Consider the following 19,909-nt stretch of genomic DNA (forward strand, 5'->3'; position numbering starts at 1 on the left):
TGGCCGTGCGAAAGTGCGGGATGTTTCATATGATGATAACTATTGAACACAGACGCACCTAACAGGATACACAACGATATGTCCAACCCCTTGCTGCAACCCTACGACCTGCCACCCTTCAGCAGCATCCGTGCCGAGCATGTGAAGCCTGCGATCGAGCAGGTGCTGGCGGATAGTCGGGCGCAGCTCGCAAGCCTGCTGGACAACCCGCCGGAGAACTGGACCTGGGCCAATCTGATCGAGCCCCTCGACGAGATGGGCGAACAGGTATCACGCGCTTTCTCGCCAGTCAGCCACTTGAACGCGGTAATGAACACTCCCGAGCTGCGCGACGCCTACAACAGCTGCCTGCCACTGTTGAGCGAGTTCAGCACCGAGATGGGCCAGAACCAGAAACTCTTTGAAGCCTATCAGCAACTGGCTGACAGCGACGCTTTTGCCTCCCTCGACCAGGCTCAGCAGACCATCATAGAGCACGCACTGCGCGATTTCCGGCTATCCGGCATCGCCCTTGAGCAGGCCCAGCAAAAGCGCTACGGCGAATTACAGTTGCGCCTTTCTGACCTGCAAAGCCGCTTTTCCAATCAGGTAATGGACGCCACCCAGGCCTGGAGCCGCCACATCACCGACGCCAACCAACTCGATGGCTTGCCCGAATCAGCCATGGCGCAGGCCCGCCAGGCGGCAGAGACCAAAGACCTGGACGGCTGGCTGATCAACCTGGAGTTCCCAAGCTACTACGCGGTAATGACCTATGCCCATGACCGCGCTCTGCGCGAAGAGGTCTATACCGCCTACTGCACTCGCGCTTCCGACCAGGGACCCCATGCCGGGGAAAATGACAACGGCCCACTGATTGAAGAGATTCTGAGCCTGCGCCAGGAGCTGGCTGAGCTGCTCGGCTTCGCCAACTATGCCGAACGGTCCCTGGCAACCAAGATGGCCGACAGCACTGATCAGGTAGTGAGTTTTCTCCGCGACCTGGGTCAACGCAGCAAGCCTTTCGCAGAACAGGATCTGCAGGCGCTCCGCGACTTCGCCGCCGAACAAGGCTGCAATGATCTGCAAAGCTGGGATGTCGGTTATTACAGTGAACAGCTACGACAGCATCGTTACGCCATTTCCCAGGAAGAACTGAAACCCTATTTCCCGATCGACCGGGTCCTGCAGGGCATGTTTGCCGTGGTCGAGAAGCTTTATGGAATCGAACTGCGTGAAACCCAGGACTTTGACAGCTGGCACCCCGATGCGCGTTTATTCGAGGTTGTCGAGCAGGGTGAGGTCACGGGACAATTCTTTCTCGACATGTATGCGCGCAGTCAGAAGCGAGGCGGCGCCTGGATGGATGGCTGCCGTGATCGCCGCCGCCTCCCCGGTGGGGCACTGCAACGGCCAATCGCTTATCTGGTGTGCAACTTCACGCCGGCAATCGGCGGCAAGCCCGCACTCCTGACCCACGACGAAGTCACCACGCTGTTCCACGAGTTCGGTCACGGTCTGCATCATCTATTGACTCAGGTCGATTACCCAGCCGCTTCCGGCATCAACGGCGTCGCCTGGGATGCGGTCGAGCTACCCAGCCAGTTCATGGAAAACTGGTGTTGGGAGCCTGATGGCCTGGCACTGATTTCCGGGCATTACGAGACCGGCGCTCCGCTGCCGCAGGATCTGCTGGAGAAAATGCTTGCCGCTCGCAACTTCCAGTCGGGCCTGGGCATGCTCCGCCAGATTGAGTTCTCGCTGTTCGACTTCTTGCTGCATCGTCGCGATGACCCGGAACTGAGCGTGCAACAGGTCCTCGACAAAGTGCGTGAGGAAATCGCTGTATTCCGGCCACCCGCATTCAACCGATTCCAGAATGGGTTCGGACATGTCTTCGCAGGTGGCTATGCAGCGGGTTATTACAGCTACAAATGGGCAGAGGTGCTTTCGGCCGATGCGTTTTCACGCTTTGAGGAGGAAGGAGTGCTCAATGCCGATACCGGTCGAGCCTTCCGGGACAATATCCTTGCCCGCGGTGGCAGCCGCGAGCCCATGGAGCTGTTCGTCGCCTTCCGTGGTCGTGAGCCGACAATCGACGCCCTGTTGCGCCACAGCGGCCTGACCGGGAAGGCAGCATGAGTGACCAGCCCGTGATCAAACGCTTCATCGCAGGTGCCGTCTGTCCTGCCTGCACTGAAATGGACACCATTCGTACCTACGAGGATGAAGGCCGTCCGGCTCGCGAATGCGTCAACTGCGGCTACGCCGACACACTGGACGAGCGCGGCAATGCGGTGCCGCGCGAGGTTCCCACCAGGGTCAGCAAGAGCAAGCCGGCACCAGAGAAAAAGGTGCAGACAGTGCAGTTCTTTCCCAATCCCAAACTGAAGAAGAAGTAGTTTCCTCAGGCTATATCGCGCAAACGGATTTCCATACCCAGTTGCTCCGACATACAAGGCCACTCCTGCCAGAGTGACCTTTTGTCCTCAACATTCATGCGTTGCTTGTATTCACTGAAGTCTGGTCCATGGAAAACACTATCCGGGGCCAGACCATCAACGGTGACCTGAACCAGGGCGTCCAATTTGTTAGCGAAGTCCTCTTCAAGCAGATGGTGCACTATCAGGCTGGCTCGGGTGGTATCCAGAGGCACCAGCTGACCACCTCCATGGGCCAGATAGCGATCATTGACCTCCTCCAGCAGCCGATGCGCCAGATACGCCTCATCGAGTAACGCCAGCAGACCGCGATGATCGGAAGGCAAGTCAGGCGGCTGCAGGAAAAAAGTCTCTGCCACCTTCATCACCGGTAGCAGCTGGGGGCTGATATGCGCCTGGGTCGCAACTCCCAATGCCGCCTCGATCACATCCGGAACCTGGCCGATATACCCCCGTACAAATCGCATGAGGGCCTCCACCTCTTGTTCCCCGACCGCGGTGATAGCTGGATGCAGGGTCGGCAGACGCTCCTCCAACCAGGCACGCAGAATCGATTCTGTAGTCTCATGTTGTTCTGCCTGGCTGATGCGCTCACGCAGTGCAAGTATATTCATCGGGGGCTCCGGTCATGCCGGCCTGACGCTGGCTGGCGGGTAAGTCTAGGATCAAGGCTCAAGCTAGCAGAGCACATTGATATTGTCAAAGTGACTCGTAAACGAGTCAATCGAATAGTTTGCAAGACTACTATAAGCGTCACACGAAGGCATTTGCGCTCCGCACGTAGTAACACAAATACGCACGTCAATTATTGACAAGGAGCAAAAAAAGAGCGGTCTGGGGGATTGCCATGAGGCTAGTCAGGTCTATACTCGAACAGTCTGGCAGTTTATTGGGGGGCCAGTCGTTGCATCCAAACCCGCGACTCGGGGGGCAAGATACAGCGGCATCCGTGTTTATGAAGTCCTGATGACATTATAAATATCCTTCCCTCCGCTCCAGAAATGATAAAAAAAACAAGGGGAACCGGGAATGTTGCGACATGCAAGCGCCTGGCTGGGTGGTCTGCTTTTACTGACCCTCAGTGGCACCGTTAGCGCCAGCTGGGCATTCAATATGTCCGAAGGTGTGACCGAGATAAGTCGGTCGGTATTCGATCTACACATGCTGATTTTCTGGATATGCGTCGTTATCGGCGTGATTGTTTTCGGCGTGATGTTCTGGTCGATGTTCATGCACCGCAAGTCCCGGGGCGCAGTACCCGCGACTTTCCATGAGAACATCTCTGTAGAGGTGCTCTGGACGGTTATTCCCCTGCTGATCCTGATCGGCATGGCAGTCCCTGCGACCAAGACCCTGATCGACATCTACGACGCGGAGGAATCCGACGTCGACATCATGATTACCGGTTATCAATGGCGCTGGCAGTACAAGTATCTGGGTGAGGATGTCAGCTTTCTCAGCAACCTGACCACGCCGCGTGACCAGATCAGCAACCAGGCTGAAAAGGGCGAAAACTATCTACTGGAAGTAGACGAGCCGATGGTCGTTCCCATTGGCAAGAAAATCCGCTTCCTGATTACTTCGGCCGACGTCATTCACTCCTGGTGGGTACCCGCCCTGGCCGTCAAGAAAGACGCCATCCCCGGCTTCGTCAACGAGGCCTGGACGCGGATCGAAGAGCCCGGCATCTATCGCGGCCAATGCACCGAGCTGTGCGGTCGTGACCACGGATTCATGCCTGTCGTCGTCGATGCCAGAACCCAGGAAGACTATGACGCCTGGCTCGCTGGTAAAAAGGAGGCCGCAGCAGCAGAAGCCGAACTGCGTGACAAGGAATGGTCCCTGGCCGAACTGATGGAACGCGGCGAGCGCGTTTACAACACCAACTGCGCGGCCTGTCACCAGCCAGATGGTAGTGGCTTACCCCCGGCATTCCCTGCATTGAAGGGCAGCGACATGGCCCTCAACGATATTCCCGGTCACATCAATATTGTCGTCAACGGCAAGCCAGGCACTTCAATGGCTTCCTTCGATGGCCAACTGTCTGAAGTCGATATTGCAGCGGTAATCACCTACGAACGTAACGCGTGGGGGAACGACACCGGCGACGTTGTCAGCCCGATGGATATTCTCAACTTCAAAGACGGCCAATAGGAGACCATCATGAGTGCAGTGATCGATCATCATCATGCCGACCATGCCCATGGTCCGGCCAAGGGCCCAATGCGTTGGGTACTGACCACCAACCACAAGGACATCGGTTCGATGTACCTGTGGTTCAGCTTCGCCATGTTCCTCCTCGGCGGAACCATGGCGATGGTTATCCGCGCCGAGCTGTTTCAACCCGGCCTGCAGCTGGTTGTGCCTGAATTCTTCAACCAGATGACCACCATGCACGGCCTGATCATGGTTTTCGGCGCGGTCATGCCCGCGTTCGTTGGTCTGGCCAACTGGATGATCCCGATGATGATCGGGGCGCCCGACATGGCTCTGCCGCGCATGAACAACTTCAGCTTCTGGTTGCTGCCGGCCGCATTCGGTCTGCTGGTCTCCACATTGTTCATGGAAGGGGGTGGCCCCAACTTCGGCTGGACCTTCTACGCACCGCTGTCCACTACCTACGCACCACCGAGCGTGACCTTCTTCATTTTCGCCATCCACCTGGCGGGTATCAGTTCGATCATGGGCGCGATCAACATCATCGCCACCATCATCAACCTGCGTGCTCCGGGCATGACGCTGATGAAGATGCCACTGTTCGTCTGGACCTGGCTGATCACCGCCTTCCTGCTGATCGCAGTGATGCCGGTACTGGCGGGCGTGGTGACCATGATGCTCATGGATATCAACTTCGGCACCAGCTTCTTCAGTGCCGCCGGCGGCGGTGACCCGGTGATGTTCCAGCACATCTTCTGGTTCTTCGGGCACCCCGAGGTATACATCATGATCCTGCCGGCGTTCGGTGCGGTCAGCCAGATCATCCCGGCGTTTGCGCGCAAACCGCTGTTCGGCTACACCTCGATGGTTTATGCCACTGCGGCGATCGCCTTCCTGTCGTTCGTGGTCTGGGCTCACCACATGTTCACCGTCGGCATACCGCTGACCGGCGAGCTGTTCTTCATGTATGCCACCTTGCTGATTGCCGTACCCACCGGGGTCAAGGTATTCAACTGGGTGAGCACCATGTTCCGCGGCTCTCTGACCTTTGAGGCGCCGATGCTGTTTGCGATCGCCTTCGTGATTCTGTTCACCATCGGCGGCTTCTCCGGCCTGATGCTCGCAATCGCCCCGGCGGACTTTCAGTATCACGACACCTACTTCGTGGTGGCGCACTTCCATTACGTACTGGTACCGGGTGCAATCTTCGGTATCTTCGCCTCCGCGTACTACTGGCTGCCCAAGTGGACTGGTCACATGTACGACGAGGTGCTGGCCAAGACGCATTTCTGGATGTCCTTCGTCGGCATGAACCTGGCGTTCTTCCCGATGCACTTCATCGGGCTGGCCGGTATGCCGCGCCGGATTCCGGACTACAACATGATGTTCGCCAACTTCAACATGGTGTCATCCATCGGTGCCTTCATGTTTGGCGCTACCCAGTTGCTGTTCCTGTTCATCGTGATCAAGTGCATCAGGGGTGGCCCGAAAGCCGCCGCCAAACCATGGGACGGAGCCGAGGGTCTGGAATGGACCGTGGCCTCTCCTGCGCCTTATCACACATTCAGCACACCACCGGAAGTGAAGTAGGAGGATGCCAACAATGCGTGAAGGTATGAGTACTAAACGTCTGGTCGGCCGCTTGATGTTACTGGTGGTCGGCATGTTCGGCTTCGGCTTCCTGCTGGTGCCTATATACGACGTGATGTGCGATGCCTTCGGCATCAACGGCAAGACCAACGCCTCCGCCTACGAGGATACTGGGCAGACAGTGGACGAATCGCGCTCGGTGCGTGTGCAGTTCCTGTCGACCAATGCCCAGGGCATGGTCTGGTCTTTCGCTCCACAGGGCAATGAATTGACGCTGCACCCGGGTGAAACACGGGAAATGATCTTTACCGCACACAACCCGACCGACAAACCGATGGTCGCCCAGGCGGTACCCAGCGTTTCACCGTCAAAGGCGGCAGCCTATTTCCACAAGACCGAATGCTTCTGCTTTACGCAGCAGACGCTGCAGGCCGGAGAGACCGTGGAAATGCCGGTGCGATTCATTGTTGATCCGGAGCTGCCACAGGAAGTCCACAGACTGACCCTGTCCTACACATTGTTCGATATTACTGAACGCATGGCCGGCCCTGATGTGGCGGCGGTGTACAGCAACTGAATTTGACTGCCTGACAAGGAGAACAAGAGATGGCGAGTCACCAAGCACACGAAACGCACGAAGCTTATTACGTACCGGCCCAGAGCAAATGGCCCATAGTCGGATCGATCGGCATGCTCACCTCGGTATTCGGTGGCGGCACCATGATGGTCAGCAATGGCGAAAGCGGCTACCTGATACTCATCGCTGGCGTACTGATTCTGACCTGGATGATGTTCGGCTGGTTTGGAGATGTGATCAAGGAAACCCACCAGGGCCTGTACAGCGCCCAGATGGATCGTTCCTTCCGCATGGGCATGGGCTGGTTCATTTTTTCCGAAGTCATGTTCTTCGCCGCATTTTTTGGTGCGCTATTCTATGTGCGCACCTTCGCCGGCCCCTGGCTGGGTGGCGAGGGTGACAAGGGCGTCGCCAATATGCTCTGGCCAAACTTCGAGTACGTATGGCCATTGATGACCAACCCTGACCCAGGCCTTTTCCCGGGTCCGCAGGAAATCATCAGCCCCTGGCAGCTACCGCTGATCAACACCATTATTCTGATCACCTCGAGCGTGACCGTCACCTTTGCTCACCATGCCCTGCGTGCCAACAAACGCGGCGCTCTGAAAGCCTGGCTGGGTCTGACGGTGGCTCTCGCCGTGGTTTTCCTGGGGCTGCAGATTGCCGAGTACTTCCACGCCTATAACGATCTGGGTCTGACGCTGGATTCAGGTATCTACGGCGCAACCTTCTTCATGCTGACCGGCTTTCACGGTGCTCACGTACTGATGGGCACGATCATTCTGTCGGTCATGCTGTTACGTATTTTCAAGGGGCACTTCACGCCGGAGCAGCATTTCGGATTTGAAGCGGCCAGTTGGTACTGGCACTTTGTCGACGTAGTCTGGGTCGGTCTGTTTATATTCGTCTATATATTCTGACATTGCTCGGCGGCCTTAGCGCCGCCGAGCCTGATGGCTCCAGCGACCATCAGTGCAGCCAGGGTGTGTTCCAGGTGAACTGACCGGACCAGAAACCATAAGCGATCAGCAGCATCACTGTGACGGTCAACGCAATGCGCACGCTCAGCGCTGTCACCAGACGGCTCTGGCCGTTCACGTCCTTGACCAGAAAGAACAGGCCACTGAAAAGACTGACGACAATCGCCAGCAGCAAAGCGAGAATGACCAGTTTTAACCACATAATCGAACGTCCATGCTTATGAAAGGTTTGGCCATTATAGCCCCAGCCAATGCTTAAGGTTGCCATGTCTGCTACTTCCTATGCCCTACCAAGATTCGCTCCAGGCTGGGCCCTGACAGCGTTTGTCGGGTTCTTTTTGCCTGTCCTGCTGCTACTGGGGTTCTGGCAGCTGGATCGTGCCGAAGAAAAACGACTGTTGCAGACTCGCATGGATCAGAGTCGCAGCGCGGTAGCTGTCCCCGTGGACGCACTGCAAGGCTCCGACGACGTTGCCTGGCGTCCCGTGCAAATGCAGGGCATTTTTGATCCGGAACTGATCTGGTTTCTGGATAACCGTACCCGCGATGGAAACGCCGGCCTTGAAGTCCTGCAAGTATTTATCGATGCCGACTCGGGCAAAAGACTGATAGTCAATCGTGGGTGGCTTCCCTGGCCCGACCGACGGCAGGTCCCGCATGTCCGCACACCAAGGGGTTCCCAGCGTCTCGATGCAGAGGCCTTACCCCCTGTGGAAACCGGCTTCACCATGGGCACCGCCAACGTAGTGCCGGGTTGGCCAAAACTGATAACGCGCATTGATATGGATGCGATGCGCGAAGCCAGCGGAGAAACCTTGCTTCCCTGGATGGCGAGATTGCGCACCGGCAGTGACGCCGCGCTGACGCTCGATTGGCCCAAACTACCAATGACCTCCAGTAAACACACCGCCTATGCCGTTCAATGGTTTGCATTGGCACTGGCCCTGCTGGCACTCTTTATCTGGGCTGGATTGCGGCCCGACACCCCGGAGAAAAACAAGAATGCATGACAGGGAACAAACCTCCGCGCCCAAGGCAAAACCGCGCGGGCAACTCAAATTACTGGCCATCGTGGCTATTGTCGTGGGGCCTATATTTCTGGCAGGCCTGATGGCCAAGCTGGGCATGGGTATTCCTGACTCGCAAACCAATCGCTCGGACCTCATCGAACCAGCCATTTCCGTTGAAGACTGGCAATTGAACATCGAGCCAATAGGTTACGGCTCACCCTGGCGACTCGTAGTCACGTCCACGGGTGACTGCGAAGCGGCCTGCATGGAACTGGTCAATGAAGCCCGGCAGATCAATGTCGCCCTGGGCCGTGAAGCGGGCCGGGTAGAACACCTGTTGGCGCTGGACGTACCGGCATCGGACCAACTGGTCGAGCGACTTGAGCGCGACTACCCCCGCCTCGAGCGGGCCCGGCTCGATCAGGACGCCTACGGTAGAAGTCTGGCAGTACACCCCCAGGAGTGGCGTGAAGGCGCCCAGCTCTGGCTGATCGACCCCCTGGGCAGAGTAGTCCTGCATCAGGATCCCAGTGAGCCGGGCAAGCAACTGCTTGACGACCTCAAGCACCTGTTGAAAGTATCCAAGGTAGGCTAACGACCATGCGCAAACCCGGTTACGTTTTTGCCCTCTGTGCCCTGGCGCTCGGCTTCGTCGTGGTGATACTAGGCGCCTATACCCGCCTCGTTCACGCCGGGCTAGGCTGCCCTGACTGGCCTGGCTGCTATGGTTTCCTTGGTGTGCCTCGGTCAGCCGAGTCCATCCAGCTTGCCGAGCTTCGTTTCCCCGATGATCCGGTCGAGGTATTCAAGGCCTGGGCCGAAATGATTCATCGCTATGTGGCGGGCTTGCTTGGTCTGATTATTCTTGGCCTGGCGCTATTCAGCCTGCGTCAGCGGCGCGTGCCCGGATACCCAGTGGGCCTGAGTTTCGGTTTGCTACTACTGGTTATCTGTCAGGCAGCCTTCGGTATGTGGACCGTGACCTTGAAGCTCTGGCCGCAAATTGTCACCGCACACCTGCTTGGTGGTTTCGCCACGCTCAGCCTGCTTCTGCTGCTCTCGCTGCGCCTTTCCGGACGCTTCACTCCGTTGTCACCACGCAAGGTAGTGGTACGCGTGCGGTATTTCGCCCGGTTCGCCCTGATCGTGGTTATCGGCCAGATCATGCTGGGTGGCTGGACCAGTACCAATTATGCAGCGCTTGCATGTGTCGACCTGCCGACCTGCCACGGCGTTTGGTGGCCTGAAATGGACTTTGCAGCGGGCTTTCACCTGTTCCATGAGATCGGCCCCAATTACCTTGGTGGAATACTCGAAGGAGAGGGTCGTACGGCGATTCACGTAACCCACCGGATCGGAGCCGTGATCACCAGCGCCGTATTACTGCTGCTGGCCTGGCGGATGAAGGAGATCCATCTCGGCCGGCTAGCGAGCTTGTTGCTGGTAGTGCTCGCAGCGCAGGTCACTCTGGGTGCCAGCAACGTGCTGCTGCACCTACCGCTGGCTGTAGCGGTAGCGCATAACGCAGTGGGAGCATTGCTTCTGCTGGTGATGGTGGCTATCAACTACCGCCTGCGTGCACCTGCAAGAAATGCGTTTTTTAGCCCAGATCGATCGTCAGGGCTACTGGCCAGCCAATGAACCCTGGCGCATACTGCGGACATAACAATAAATCGAACAATGACGAACGCTGCGGCGTTCTGGGGAAGCACAGATGACGACCTTGACCAATACCGCACAGGCCGGCGCCCTGTGGCGCGATTACCTCGAGCTGACCAAGCCCAAGGTTGTGGCGCTGATGATCATCACCTCGGCCATCGGCATGCTGCTCGCCACCGAGGGCATGGTGCCCTGGACGGTTCTGCTGCTGGGTAATCTGGGGATCGCATTGTGCGCCGGTTCAGCGGCAACAGTGAACCACCTGGTTGACCGCCGCATTGATATACACATGGCACGTACCCAGCGTCGACCGATGGCCCAGGGCCGAGTCAATCCAATCAGTGCCATGCTCTTTGCACTGGTGATGGGCATTACCGGGATGGCGATCCTGCTGGTCTGGATCAACCCGGTCACAGCCTGGTTAACGCTGGGCTCGCTGTTAGGCTACGCAGTTGTCTACACGCTGTTCCTCAAGCGCGCCACTCCGCAGAATATCGTGATTGGCGGCATTGCCGGTGCCGCACCACCGCTGCTCGGCTGGACCGCCGTGACCGGGCAGATAGATGCCGAAGGCCTGCTCCTGGTACTTATTATCTTTGCCTGGACGCCTCCGCATTTCTGGGCACTGGCCATCCACCGCAAGGCTGAGTACGCCAAGGTGGATATCCCGATGCTGCCGGTGACCCACGGCGAGCGCTACACCAAGCTGCACATCCTGCTCTACACCTTCATTCTGCTTGCCGTCAGCATGCTGCCATTCGTTATCCATATGAGCGGCCCCATCTACCTGGCCGCGGCTCTGTTGCTGGGTCTGCGCTTCATTGACTGGGCCTGGGCAATGTGGCGCGACAGCCGCCCCCACGCAGCAATCAAGACCTTCAAGTTCTCGCTCTGGTATCTGCTCTGGATCTTTGTAGCTCTACTGGTCGATCACTACGTCGGAGTCGCCGGATGGCTATGAGTGGTGTGCAAAAGACGGTGCTGGTCACCGTCGCAGCAATTGCACTGGTGCTGGGGGCGGTCGTAGCCAAGGTCAATCGGCAGGCACCGCTGGACCGGGAAGTACTCTCGAATTCAGGTATCTTTCTGTTCGACAATCCGCGCAACCTGCCAGATGTCGAACTTCAGGCCGCCACCGGCGACACGTGGGGCAACCAGGATCTGGCTGGACAATGGGATCTGCTGTTTTTCGGTTATACCTTCTGTCCGGATATCTGCCCGACCACCATGGCGGACTTGCGCTCGGTAGTCGAATCGCTTCCATCCGGCGCACGCGAACAATTGCGCGTCACCATGGTCAGCGTCGATCCAGAGCGTGATACGCCACAACAGTTGACCGAGTATCTGGCTTACTTCAAGTCTGGATTCAAAGGGGTAACCGGGGAACCGCCCGAGTTGGCCAAGCTGGCACAGGCACTCTCGGTTGCTTATATTCCACCGGATACCAGCGAAGAAAACTACCTGGTCGACCATAGCGGGCAGGTAGTGATGGTCAACCCCCAAGGCCAGTATGTCGGTTTTATTCGACCTCCCTTCAAGATCGCCGAACTGAGCCTGTGGCTGCCACGAATCATGAATCCCCAGTAGATGAGTGGCTGTTGACCGCCTGAGTTGCTGCCGGCCCGCCGGCAACAATCTTATCCTTGGTCAGCCTGATCACCTTTCCCGTCCTGCCTGCAACACCTGCTGCCTGCCCATCCTTCTGAGACCCTGCGCGTGCCTGGCTGAGCAGCACGGGGATCAACTTGCCCTCGGTCAATCCCTTCCAGAAACGCAGCGGCATATGGCCCTGCATAACCTTGCGGTTCAGCCGTGCGGGATTGAAGATACTTGCATAGTAGGTTTCCCAGAGCGCGTCATCCTTGCCCCGAACTGCCTCTGCCCTGGCCAGCCACTCTGGCGGACAGGGTTGGCGATAACGCAATTGCTCGCCATCAAACCAGACACCGTCACGTGGCGTGGCGATCAACCAGCGCTGTCGACCGAGCCGCTCGGCAAAATGCATGCTCGCACTGGCGAGAATGTCGTGGGCAGGCTCGTGCCAGGCTACATAATCGAGCTGCTCATCCGCTGGCAGGGGATGAAAACGCAGAAACGCATGCAGATGATGCGCCTCACGGCTTGCCGACTTCATACGCCGGTGCATTTCACTACCATCAGGGTCACCGGCAAGCATCGCCTGACGCTCCCCCCTGACCACCCGCCAGAGAATCCGGTAAAGCAGATTCCAACGCCCTGCCGTGCGATAACGAGCTGCGCTTTTTAACTGAACAAGAAGCTCCGCTGGAATGCGATGAGTTGACGCCGTAGCGGCGGAGGCTGCCGCCGGCTCCGCTGCAAACAACTGCGGAATACTTTCATCCTCCCATACCACGCCGTGGGGCGGCACGTTCTGGGCCAGCAGTTGCCGAGCCTGACTTCGCCAGCGCTCAAAATCATCCTCACAGCACAATACCTGCATTGATTTTCCTTCAGGCCCAAAGCGCCATTTGCGCTGGCTGGTCACTCAACTGCCGGCGTAGCTGACTGGATTCGACCGTATCCTGACGCGGACGGTAGTCACTGGTGATGATAAAAGGCCGCGCCTTGTCTATGACGCAGCGCATGCGTACCAGATCCTCAAAGCGGATTCGCTTGAGACGGCGCAGACTGACAATACGTTGCGCTGTCCTGATTCCGATTCCGGGGATACGCGCAATCATTGCCGGCTCAGCCAGATTCAGATCGACCGGAAACTGCGCTCGATTGACCAGCGCCCAGGCCAACTTGGGGTCGATATCCAGGGGCAGATTGCCCTGTGCACCAATCAGTTCACCGGCCTTGAAGCCGTAACTGCGCAGCAGAAAATCGGCCTGATAAAGCCGATGTTCACGCAGGAGCGGGGGCGCCTGAAAGGGGACCGAAGAGGGGCTATTGGGAATGGGACTGAACGCCGAATAGTAGACCCGGCGCAACCGGTAATCGCCGTACAGGGATTCAGCTGTGTGCAATATGCGGCTGTCATCGCTGGCATCAGCTCCAACAATCATTTGCGTGCTCTGCCCGCCCGGGGCAAATTTGGGCGCGCGTTTGTCCGCACGGGACTCATTGGAAGCACTGTCGATTGTGCCCATGGCGCCGGTAATACTGCCAATCTGTTTTTCGGGTGCCAGGCGTATCAGGCTATCCGGGCTGGGCAGTTCGATGTTCACGCTGAGCCGATCGGCATAACGGCCGGCTTCCTCGATCAGTGCCGGGTCTGCCTCGGGGATCGTCTTGAGGTGAATATAGCCCCGGAACTGATGTTCCTTGCGCAGCAACCTGGCTACGCGGATCAACTGCTCCATGGTGTAGTCCGGCGACTGAATGATGCCCGAGCTGAGAAATAATCCGCTGACGTAATTACGCTGGTAGAAATCCAGGGTCAGCTTGACCACTTCTTCGGGCATAAAGCGCGCCCTCGGCACATCACTTGAGCGCCGATTAACGCAATATTGACAGTCATAGAGGCAGAAATTGGTCAGCAGGATCTTCAAAAGAGACACGCAGCGGCCATCCGGTGTGTAGCTGTGACAGATGCCCATACCGTTGGTGGCGCCAATGCCATCCTTGCCCCTGGAGCTGCGCTTGGGAGCGCCGCTGCTGGCACAGGAGGCATCGTATTTCGCTGCATCGGCCAGAATGGTGAGTTTCTCGATGAGTTCCATGGAACAACCTTATACTGTATATATATACAGCATAAGCGCTGACTGGACGCTACTCAACCAGTCTCCACCCATGGTTACAATATGCCTTGGCGCGTTTATTAATCTGGCCCCTCGAACAGCTCACCTTCCACCACCAGCACCGTTTGCCCTGGCGACTTGCGCGGCAGATCCCAACCGCCAGTCAGTGCGCCAAATGATGGCAATACACTTACCTGTTCACGAAACCAGAATACCGGAGCACGCAGACGATCGGCTGCGACCTGCAACGTCAGGACCGGGTGAATGTGTCCGGCCAGCACATGACGTCCCGTCACTGGCTCGGGCTCGTGGCGTAAACGAAAGGGGCCGAGATCCAGATGCTCGTGCCAATCAATACCCAGGTCCACGCCCACGGCGTGCCGGTCGTGATTACCCACCACAGCTTCCATTGACACTGCCTGATGCCGGGCCCGCCAATCGGGAAACAGATCGAGAAAGGGCTCGCCGGAAAGCGGCCGGTGGTGGAAAAAATCACCCAGCACAATCAACCTGTGTGGCTTGAATTCATCCAGCAAAGAGCTCAGCCGTTGCAAGTCATCGCGGCTCTGACCTGTGGGCACTGCCAGACCACGACGACGCATCAGTGCGGCCTTACCAAAATGGGTATCGGCTACCAACAATGCCGATTCTGCGGGATAGAAAAGCGCGCGCTCACCATGTAATACGACATCAGCACCGGCCAACTGCCATTCCAGCGTACGGCTCATGGACGCCTCCCGGGTTTGCGCGCCGCGTGTTTTTCCAGACTCTCCATCATCCGCTTCACCCTTTCGCGCCAGCCTTCTGTACTGATCCGGTTGCGCTGACGCTCTACCCAAAGCGGGAAAGCCAGGGGTGAAAAGCGCTCAAGCGAAACCTGTATAAGCTGCTGACCAACGGCACGCTCAAGCACATTGCGCAGACGCTGGATTTCCAGCTGGTCTTCAAGTACTTCACGACTGGCCTGGGCCAGCAGTCGATGCTCGGGGTCATAACGCTTGAGGGTGTCGTACAGCAGTCCGCTGGATGCCTGCAGCTGTCGATCACTCTTGCCGCTCCCGGGGAAGCCCTGAAACACCAGGCCACTGACTCGGGCGATATCCCGAAACTGGCGGCGGGCCAGCTCACCGGCGTTCAGCGCAGCCAACACATGGTCGAGCAGATCTTCGGGATCAAGCAGTCCATGCCAGTCGCCTTCAGTCAACTCAGGAAAGTCGGTGGAAGTAAGCAGCTCGAGCCCGTAATCGTTGACCGACAGGGAGAACGTGGCTGGCATTATTTGCCCCAGGCGCCAGGCAAGCAATGCTGCCATGCCCTCGTGGGCCAGCCGACCGGCAAAAGGATAGACAAACAGATGGTGACCTTCGCGGGAGGTACAACGCTCGATCAATAACCGGTTACGCCCGGGCAAGGCTGATTGCTGCTTTTGCAGCTCCAGCACCGGAGCGATGGCAGCCACCTCGGCATCCTCATACTGACCCGCCTGCACCTCTTCGAAAATCTCCAGAACGCTATCCGCCAGCTCGCTGGACAACGGCAAGCGCCCACCATACCAGCGCGGAACGCTGTGCCGCTTGGTCTTGGCCAGACGCACATAGGCGACCAGATCCCGCACCTTGACCAGCTCCAGAGCACGACCGGAAAACAGGAATACATCACCGGGCTTGAGCCGGGCAACGAAGGTCTCTTCGATGCTGCCCAGGCTTGCGCCTTTCATGAAACGTACCTGAATCTGCGCGTCACTGGTGATGGTACCTATCGCCAGCCGATGACGACGGGCAATACCGGTGTCTTCCACCGTGTAGCGACCGTCCAGCACCACTACTCGCTGAAACTGGGGGTAGTGCTCCAACACCGGTCCGCCTTGGGTAATGAACACCAGGCACCAGTTAAAGAGGTTTTCGTCCAGTTCAGCAAAAGCATGGGTACTGCGCAACTCGGTCAGCACCTGCTCGGCCACGAAACCGGGCCCCGCCGCCAGGGTAACGAGATGCTGTACCAGCACATCAAGGCTCAGGCGGGGTGGTCTCCGGGCCTCAACACGGCCCGCCTCCCAGGCGCGGCGCACGGCGGCGATTTCCACCAGCTCCAGCGCATGACTTGGTACACAGAGAATCTCGCTGGCCGCACCCGGCTGGTGCCCCGAGCGCCCGGCCCGCTGCATCAGTCGAGCCACGCCCTTGGGGCTACCGATTTGCACAACTCGATCCACAGGTGAAAAATCCACACCCAGATCCAGGCTGGAAGTGCAGACGACACAACGAAACTCGCCCTGGCGCAATCCCTCTTCAATGCGTCGACGCACCTTGCGATCAATCGAGCCATGATGTAGCCCGAGCTCGGTCACCCATTCCAGCCGCGCCTTGATGATTGCCTCGAACCAGAGCTCGGACTGGGAGCGGGTGTTGGTAAACAGCAACGCGGTCTTGCCTTCACCCAGGTAATCAAGCACACCCTCAAGCTGTGACAGGCCCAGATGCCCTGCCCAGGGAAAGCGCTCGACGTTGGTCGGACAGAGGCCGCGAATAGTCAACGGCTTGGCCTGCGCTCCGGCAATAGATTCCCCCGCTGCCGTACCTTCGCCAAGCAGGACCGCCATGGCTTCTTCCAGGTTACCCAGGGTGGCTGACAGCCCCCAGACGGATAGTGCGGGATGACGCGCACGCAGCCAGGCCAGACACAATTGCAGCTGCACACCGCGCTTGTTGCCGAGCAACTCGTGCCACTCATCGACGATGACCGCATCCAGGTGCTTGAAGCTTTCTTCCGCATTGCGATAGGAAAGCAGAACCGACAGGCTTTCCGGTGTGGTAACCAGGGTTTCAGGCAACGAACGGCGTTGGCGCGCACGCACACTAGCGCTGGTATCGCCGGTACGGGTTTCGACTTTCCAGTCCAGACCCAGGTCATCGGCGGCCTGTTGCAGATGGCCGGCGGTGTCGCTGGCCAGCGCACGCAGTGGAGTGATCCAGAGCACACGTAGACCACCACGGCGCGCCGGTTTTTCCAGGGCGGCGGACACCGGACCCAGCCAGGCCGCGAGGGTTTTGCCCGAGCCGGTTGATGCATGAATCAAACCGCTGCGCCCGGCACGAAATGCCTGCCAGGCCTGTCGCTGAAAGGCAGCAGGGGTCCAACCCTGGCTGGCAAACCAGGCCTCGACCTTCCCCAGGCCCTCTCCAGTGTCCCTGGCCAAACCGGGTTTAACCGCCATACAGGCGCAGCAGGTCCTTCACCTGCTCCAGGGTGTCGGCTTCAGCTACCGGTTTATCCTGGCGCCAGCGGACTATGCGCGGAAAACGTAAAGCAATGCCGGACTTGTGCCTGGGGGAGGGCTGAATACCTTCGAAGGCAATTTCCAGCACATGCTCGGGCTTGAGCGAGCGCACCGGACCGAACTTTTCAACGGTGTTTCGGCGTATCCAGTGATCAAGCTTCTGAATTTCCTTGTCGGTCAGGCCTGAATAGGCCTTGGCAATAGGCACATAGGCGTCGCCATCACGTACCGCCAATGTGTAGTCGGTATACAGATTCGCGCGGCGGCCATGACCTGGCTGGGCGTAGAGCAATACTGCATCGATGGTCAGCGGCTCAATCTTCCACTTCCACCAGTCGCCCCGCACTCGCCCGCTGCGGTAAGGGCTGTCCAGCCGCTTGAGCATGAGACCTTCGACCATGCGTTCCCGGCTGGTTTCCCGTTGTGCGGCCAGGGCGCCCCAGTCTGCCACGCTGACGCTGGGACTGATGCGGATGGCCGACCGCTCACTGCCTGACATTAACCTTTCCAGCAGCGCCCGACGTTCGCGCAACGGCCGCTCGCGCCAGTCCTGCCGCTGATATTCCAGCACGTCGTAGGCAAGGAAAATCACCGGTACCTCACGCCGTATTTTCTCGCCAACAGTCTTGCGCTGAATGCGCCGCTGCATCTGCGAGAACGGCAACACATCGTTATCCCAGGCGAGAATTTCACCGTCGAGGACCACCTCCGGCAAATCCGCTGCAGCTGCCTCCACCTCAGGGAAGAGGCCGTTCATCGGTTCCTCCCCCCGTGACCAGAGCCAGACGCCGCCGGGTCGGGCAATCAGCTGCGCACGAATACCATCCCACTTCCATTCAGCCAGCCAGTCCTCGACGGCGCCGAGTGATTCAGCCTCACCCTCTAGGGGCGAAGCCAGAAAGAACGGGTAGGGCTGGCCCTCACGTTCTTCACGTTGTTCCGGGTCGAAGAGGGCCGTAAAGAATCCGGCAGTGGGTTCAAACTCACCAATCAGTCGCCGTGCGATCAAGGCCCGGGGCAGGTCCCCCAGGGTCGAGAGCGCACGCTCGACAAGCCCGCGCGAGACGCCCACCCGCAAGCTGCCCGTGAGCAGCTTGTTGTAGAGAAAACACGCCGGCCGCGGCAAGCTGCGCCAATGCGCCAGCACATGGGCCTTCTGCTCAGACTCATCGAGCTTGCGCAGCCCCAGTACTGCCTGCTCGATCCATTCAGCCAGAGAGCCATCAACCGCCCGACGTCCGCTATCATCTTCCATGAGCAGACTGATGGTTTCGGCCAGATCACCCACATGCTGATAGGTTTCATCGACCAGCCAGTCCGGCAGCCCAGTCGCCTCGGCCAACCATTCGCGCAGCTTGCGGGGACCGATCAGGCGTTTCATCCTGCGCCCGGCCAGCATATAGACAGCCCAGGCTGCATCGCCTGGTGGCGCATCCCGAAAAAAGTCGATCAGTGCGTCCAGCTTGACCTGGGTGCGCGTGGTGGCATCGAGTTCGGCATAGAGGTCGGCGAAGGCCTGCATCAATCGTCCTCGGCGCCATACAGGGTGGTCAACGCCCGGGCATCGATACCCTCATGCTCGCGCAAATAGCGAACCAGGTCGTCGCTGCGCCCGTGGGTCGTCAGTACAGTGCTGGCGCCGCAATCGCGGATGGTATCGAGTAGTGCCGGCCAGTCAGCATGATCGCTGAGTTCGAAGCCCTGATCATAGCCCCGGCGGCGGCGGTTACCGCGTATCCGCATCCAGCCCGAAGCAAAGCCGGTACTGGCATTCTTGTATCGGCGCATCCAGGGCGAGCCGGCGGCGGAGGGCGGTGCCAATATCAGCTGCCCATTCAGGTTTTCCGTGCGGGGCAATTCCGAAACCGGCTGAGTAGGCAGCATGGCAACATCCGCTTCACGATAGAGTTCGGTCAGCGCCACCATCGCGCCATGCAGATACACCGTACGATCGGTATGCGCAGCCAGCGCCGCCAGCACCCGCTGCGCCTTGCCAAAGGCATAGGTAAACAGAACACACGGCCGATCCGGATTGCCGGACCACCAGTCCCAGATTTGCTGTCCCACCTCCTCTACCGGCGGCCAGCGATAACAGGGCAGTGCAAAGGTAGCCTCGGTAATCAGCGTGTCGCAGGTCACCACTTCGAAGGGTGCACAGGTGGGGTCGGCATCACGCTTGTAATCGCCGCTCACCACCCATACCCGTCCATCGTCATGAGCCACGCGCACCTGCGCCGAGCCCAGTACGTGACCTGCCGAATGCAGGCTCAGGGTGATGGGTCCGAAGCGTCGCTGTTCGCCATATTCCAGCCCGGTGAATTCATGCTCGCCCAGGCGATGGCGCAGAATGGGGACACTCAGATGCTGTGCGTAATACAGCTGATGGCCTGAACGGGCATGGTCGGCGTGGGCATGGGTAATCACGGCCGTCGCTACCGGTCTCCAGGGATCGATATGAAAGTTGCCAGCGGGGCAATAAAGCCCTTCATGTGTGGGAATTACCAGGGGATCATGCATGTAGGGGCGTAACTGTTG

At 58.6% G+C, this 19,909-nt stretch carries 19 protein-coding genes; 11 read left to right on the forward strand and 8 right to left on the reverse strand.

The genetic code is table 11. The features are described 5' to 3' along the window. Nucleotides 1–78 precede the first annotated feature (78 nt). Together prlC and AAC076_RS04155 are read left to right on the forward strand one after the other, a co-directional pair. Nucleotides 79–2,121 (forward strand): oligopeptidase A, encoded by a 2,043-nt coding sequence (prlC, locus tag AAC076_RS04150; RefSeq protein WP_339843141.1) that lies wholly within the window; start codon nt 79–81, stop codon nt 2,119–2,121. Then, complete coding sequence (locus tag AAC076_RS04155) at nt 2,118–2,381, forward strand: YheV family putative zinc ribbon protein (protein ID WP_339843142.1); 264 nt, start codon at nt 2,118–2,120, stop codon at nt 2,379–2,381. Before prlC ends, AAC076_RS04155 begins: the two co-directional genes overlap by 4 nt. Before the next feature lie 5 nt (nt 2,382–2,386). Here AAC076_RS04155 and AAC076_RS04160 read toward each other — a convergent pair whose 3' ends face one another. Further along, nucleotides 2,387–3,034, reverse strand: a complete 648-nt coding sequence (locus AAC076_RS04160) for a hypothetical protein (protein WP_339843143.1) — start codon at nt 3,032–3,034, stop codon at nt 2,387–2,389. Nucleotides 3,035–3,449: 415 nt separating this feature from the next. On the opposite strand from AAC076_RS04160, the gene coxB reads away from it, so the two are divergent. The 4 genes from coxB to AAC076_RS04180 are packed head-to-tail and all read left to right on the forward strand — an operon-like array spanning nt 3,450 to nt 7,664. Continuing rightward, nucleotides 3,450–4,574 (forward strand): cytochrome c oxidase subunit II, encoded by a 1,125-nt coding sequence (gene coxB / locus AAC076_RS04165; RefSeq protein WP_339843144.1) that lies wholly within the window; start codon nt 3,450–3,452, stop codon nt 4,572–4,574. A 9-nt stretch (nt 4,575–4,583) separates the two neighbouring features. Continuing rightward, nucleotides 4,584–6,167 carry a cytochrome c oxidase subunit I gene (gene ctaD / locus AAC076_RS04170; RefSeq protein ID WP_339843145.1) on the forward strand — a complete coding sequence of 528 codons (1,584 nt, stop codon included), beginning with the start codon at nt 4,584–4,586 and terminating at the stop codon, nt 6,165–6,167. Between the two features lie 13 nt (nt 6,168–6,180). Continuing rightward, nucleotides 6,181–6,744 (forward strand): cytochrome c oxidase assembly protein, encoded by a 564-nt coding sequence (locus AAC076_RS04175; RefSeq protein WP_339843146.1) that lies wholly within the window; start codon nt 6,181–6,183, stop codon nt 6,742–6,744. A gap of 29 nt (nt 6,745–6,773) precedes the next feature. Next, nucleotides 6,774–7,664: a cytochrome c oxidase subunit 3 gene (locus tag AAC076_RS04180; protein WP_339843147.1), complete on the forward strand. Its 891-nt coding sequence runs from the start codon at nt 6,774–6,776 to the stop codon at nt 7,662–7,664. Nucleotides 7,665–7,713: 49 nt separating this feature from the next. Here the strand turns inward: AAC076_RS04180 and AAC076_RS04185 are convergent, their stop codons facing one another. Further along, complete coding sequence (locus AAC076_RS04185; RefSeq protein ID WP_339843278.1) at nt 7,714–7,926, reverse strand: DUF2909 domain-containing protein; 213 nt, start codon at nt 7,924–7,926, stop codon at nt 7,714–7,716. Nucleotides 7,927–7,990: 64 nt separating this feature from the next. On the opposite strand from AAC076_RS04185, the gene AAC076_RS04190 reads away from it, so the two are divergent. The 5 genes from AAC076_RS04190 (at nt 7,991) to AAC076_RS04210 (ending at nt 11,980) form a co-directional block, all read left to right on the forward strand. Then, entirely contained in the window at nt 7,991–8,734 is a 744-nt protein-coding gene (locus tag AAC076_RS04190; RefSeq protein WP_339843148.1) for an SURF1 family protein, read from the forward strand. Next, nucleotides 8,727–9,329: a hypothetical protein gene (locus AAC076_RS04195; RefSeq protein ID WP_339843149.1), complete on the forward strand. Its 603-nt coding sequence runs from the start codon at nt 8,727–8,729 to the stop codon at nt 9,327–9,329. Before AAC076_RS04190 ends, AAC076_RS04195 begins: the two co-directional genes overlap by 8 nt. Nucleotides 9,330–9,334: 5 nt before the next feature. After that, a complete protein-coding gene (locus AAC076_RS04200; protein ID WP_339843150.1) occupies nt 9,335–10,375 on the forward strand; it encodes a COX15/CtaA family protein in 1,041 nt (346 codons plus the stop codon). Nucleotides 10,376–10,448: 73 nt separating this feature from the next. Next, entirely contained in the window at nt 10,449–11,354 is a 906-nt protein-coding gene (cyoE, locus tag AAC076_RS04205; RefSeq protein WP_339843151.1) for a heme o synthase, read from the forward strand. Further along, nucleotides 11,351–11,980 (forward strand): SCO family protein, encoded by a 630-nt coding sequence (locus tag AAC076_RS04210; RefSeq protein WP_339843279.1) that lies wholly within the window; start codon nt 11,351–11,353, stop codon nt 11,978–11,980. The genes cyoE and AAC076_RS04210 overlap by 4 nt, the downstream gene beginning before the upstream one ends. On the opposite strand, the gene AAC076_RS04215 is transcribed toward AAC076_RS04210, so the two are convergent. The 6 genes from AAC076_RS04215 to AAC076_RS04240 form a co-directional block, all read right to left on the reverse strand. Then, entirely contained in the window at nt 11,964–12,854 is an 891-nt protein-coding gene (locus AAC076_RS04215; RefSeq protein WP_339843152.1) for a TIGR03915 family putative DNA repair protein, read from the reverse strand. The two genes, AAC076_RS04210 and AAC076_RS04215, sit on opposite strands and share 17 nt — an antisense overlap. A gap of 10 nt (nt 12,855–12,864) precedes the next feature. Beyond that, nucleotides 12,865–14,079 (reverse strand): putative DNA modification/repair radical SAM protein, encoded by a 1,215-nt coding sequence (locus AAC076_RS04220; protein ID WP_339843153.1) that lies wholly within the window; start codon nt 14,077–14,079, stop codon nt 12,865–12,867. Between the two features lie 98 nt (nt 14,080–14,177). Beyond that, entirely contained in the window at nt 14,178–14,825 is a 648-nt protein-coding gene (gene pdeM / locus AAC076_RS04225) for a ligase-associated DNA damage response endonuclease PdeM (RefSeq protein ID WP_339843154.1), read from the reverse strand. Continuing rightward, nucleotides 14,822–17,311, reverse strand: coding sequence for a ligase-associated DNA damage response DEXH box helicase (locus tag AAC076_RS04230; RefSeq protein ID WP_339843155.1), 2,490 nt, complete (start codon nt 17,309–17,311; stop codon nt 14,822–14,824). The genes pdeM and AAC076_RS04230 overlap by 4 nt, the downstream gene beginning before the upstream one ends. Beyond that, a complete protein-coding gene (locus tag AAC076_RS04235) occupies nt 17,301–18,896 on the reverse strand; it encodes an ATP-dependent DNA ligase (protein WP_339843156.1) in 1,596 nt (531 codons plus the stop codon). Before AAC076_RS04235 ends, AAC076_RS04230 begins: the two co-directional genes overlap by 11 nt. Further along, nucleotides 18,896–19,891, reverse strand: a complete 996-nt coding sequence (locus AAC076_RS04240; RefSeq protein ID WP_339843157.1) for a ligase-associated DNA damage response exonuclease — start codon at nt 19,889–19,891, stop codon at nt 18,896–18,898. The genes AAC076_RS04235 and AAC076_RS04240 overlap by 1 nt, the downstream gene beginning before the upstream one ends. Nucleotides 19,892–19,909: the final 18 nt, after the last annotated feature.

The organism is uncultured Halopseudomonas sp., assembly GCF_963977355.1.
Lineage (GTDB): Bacteria > Pseudomonadota > Gammaproteobacteria > Pseudomonadales > Pseudomonadaceae > Halopseudomonas.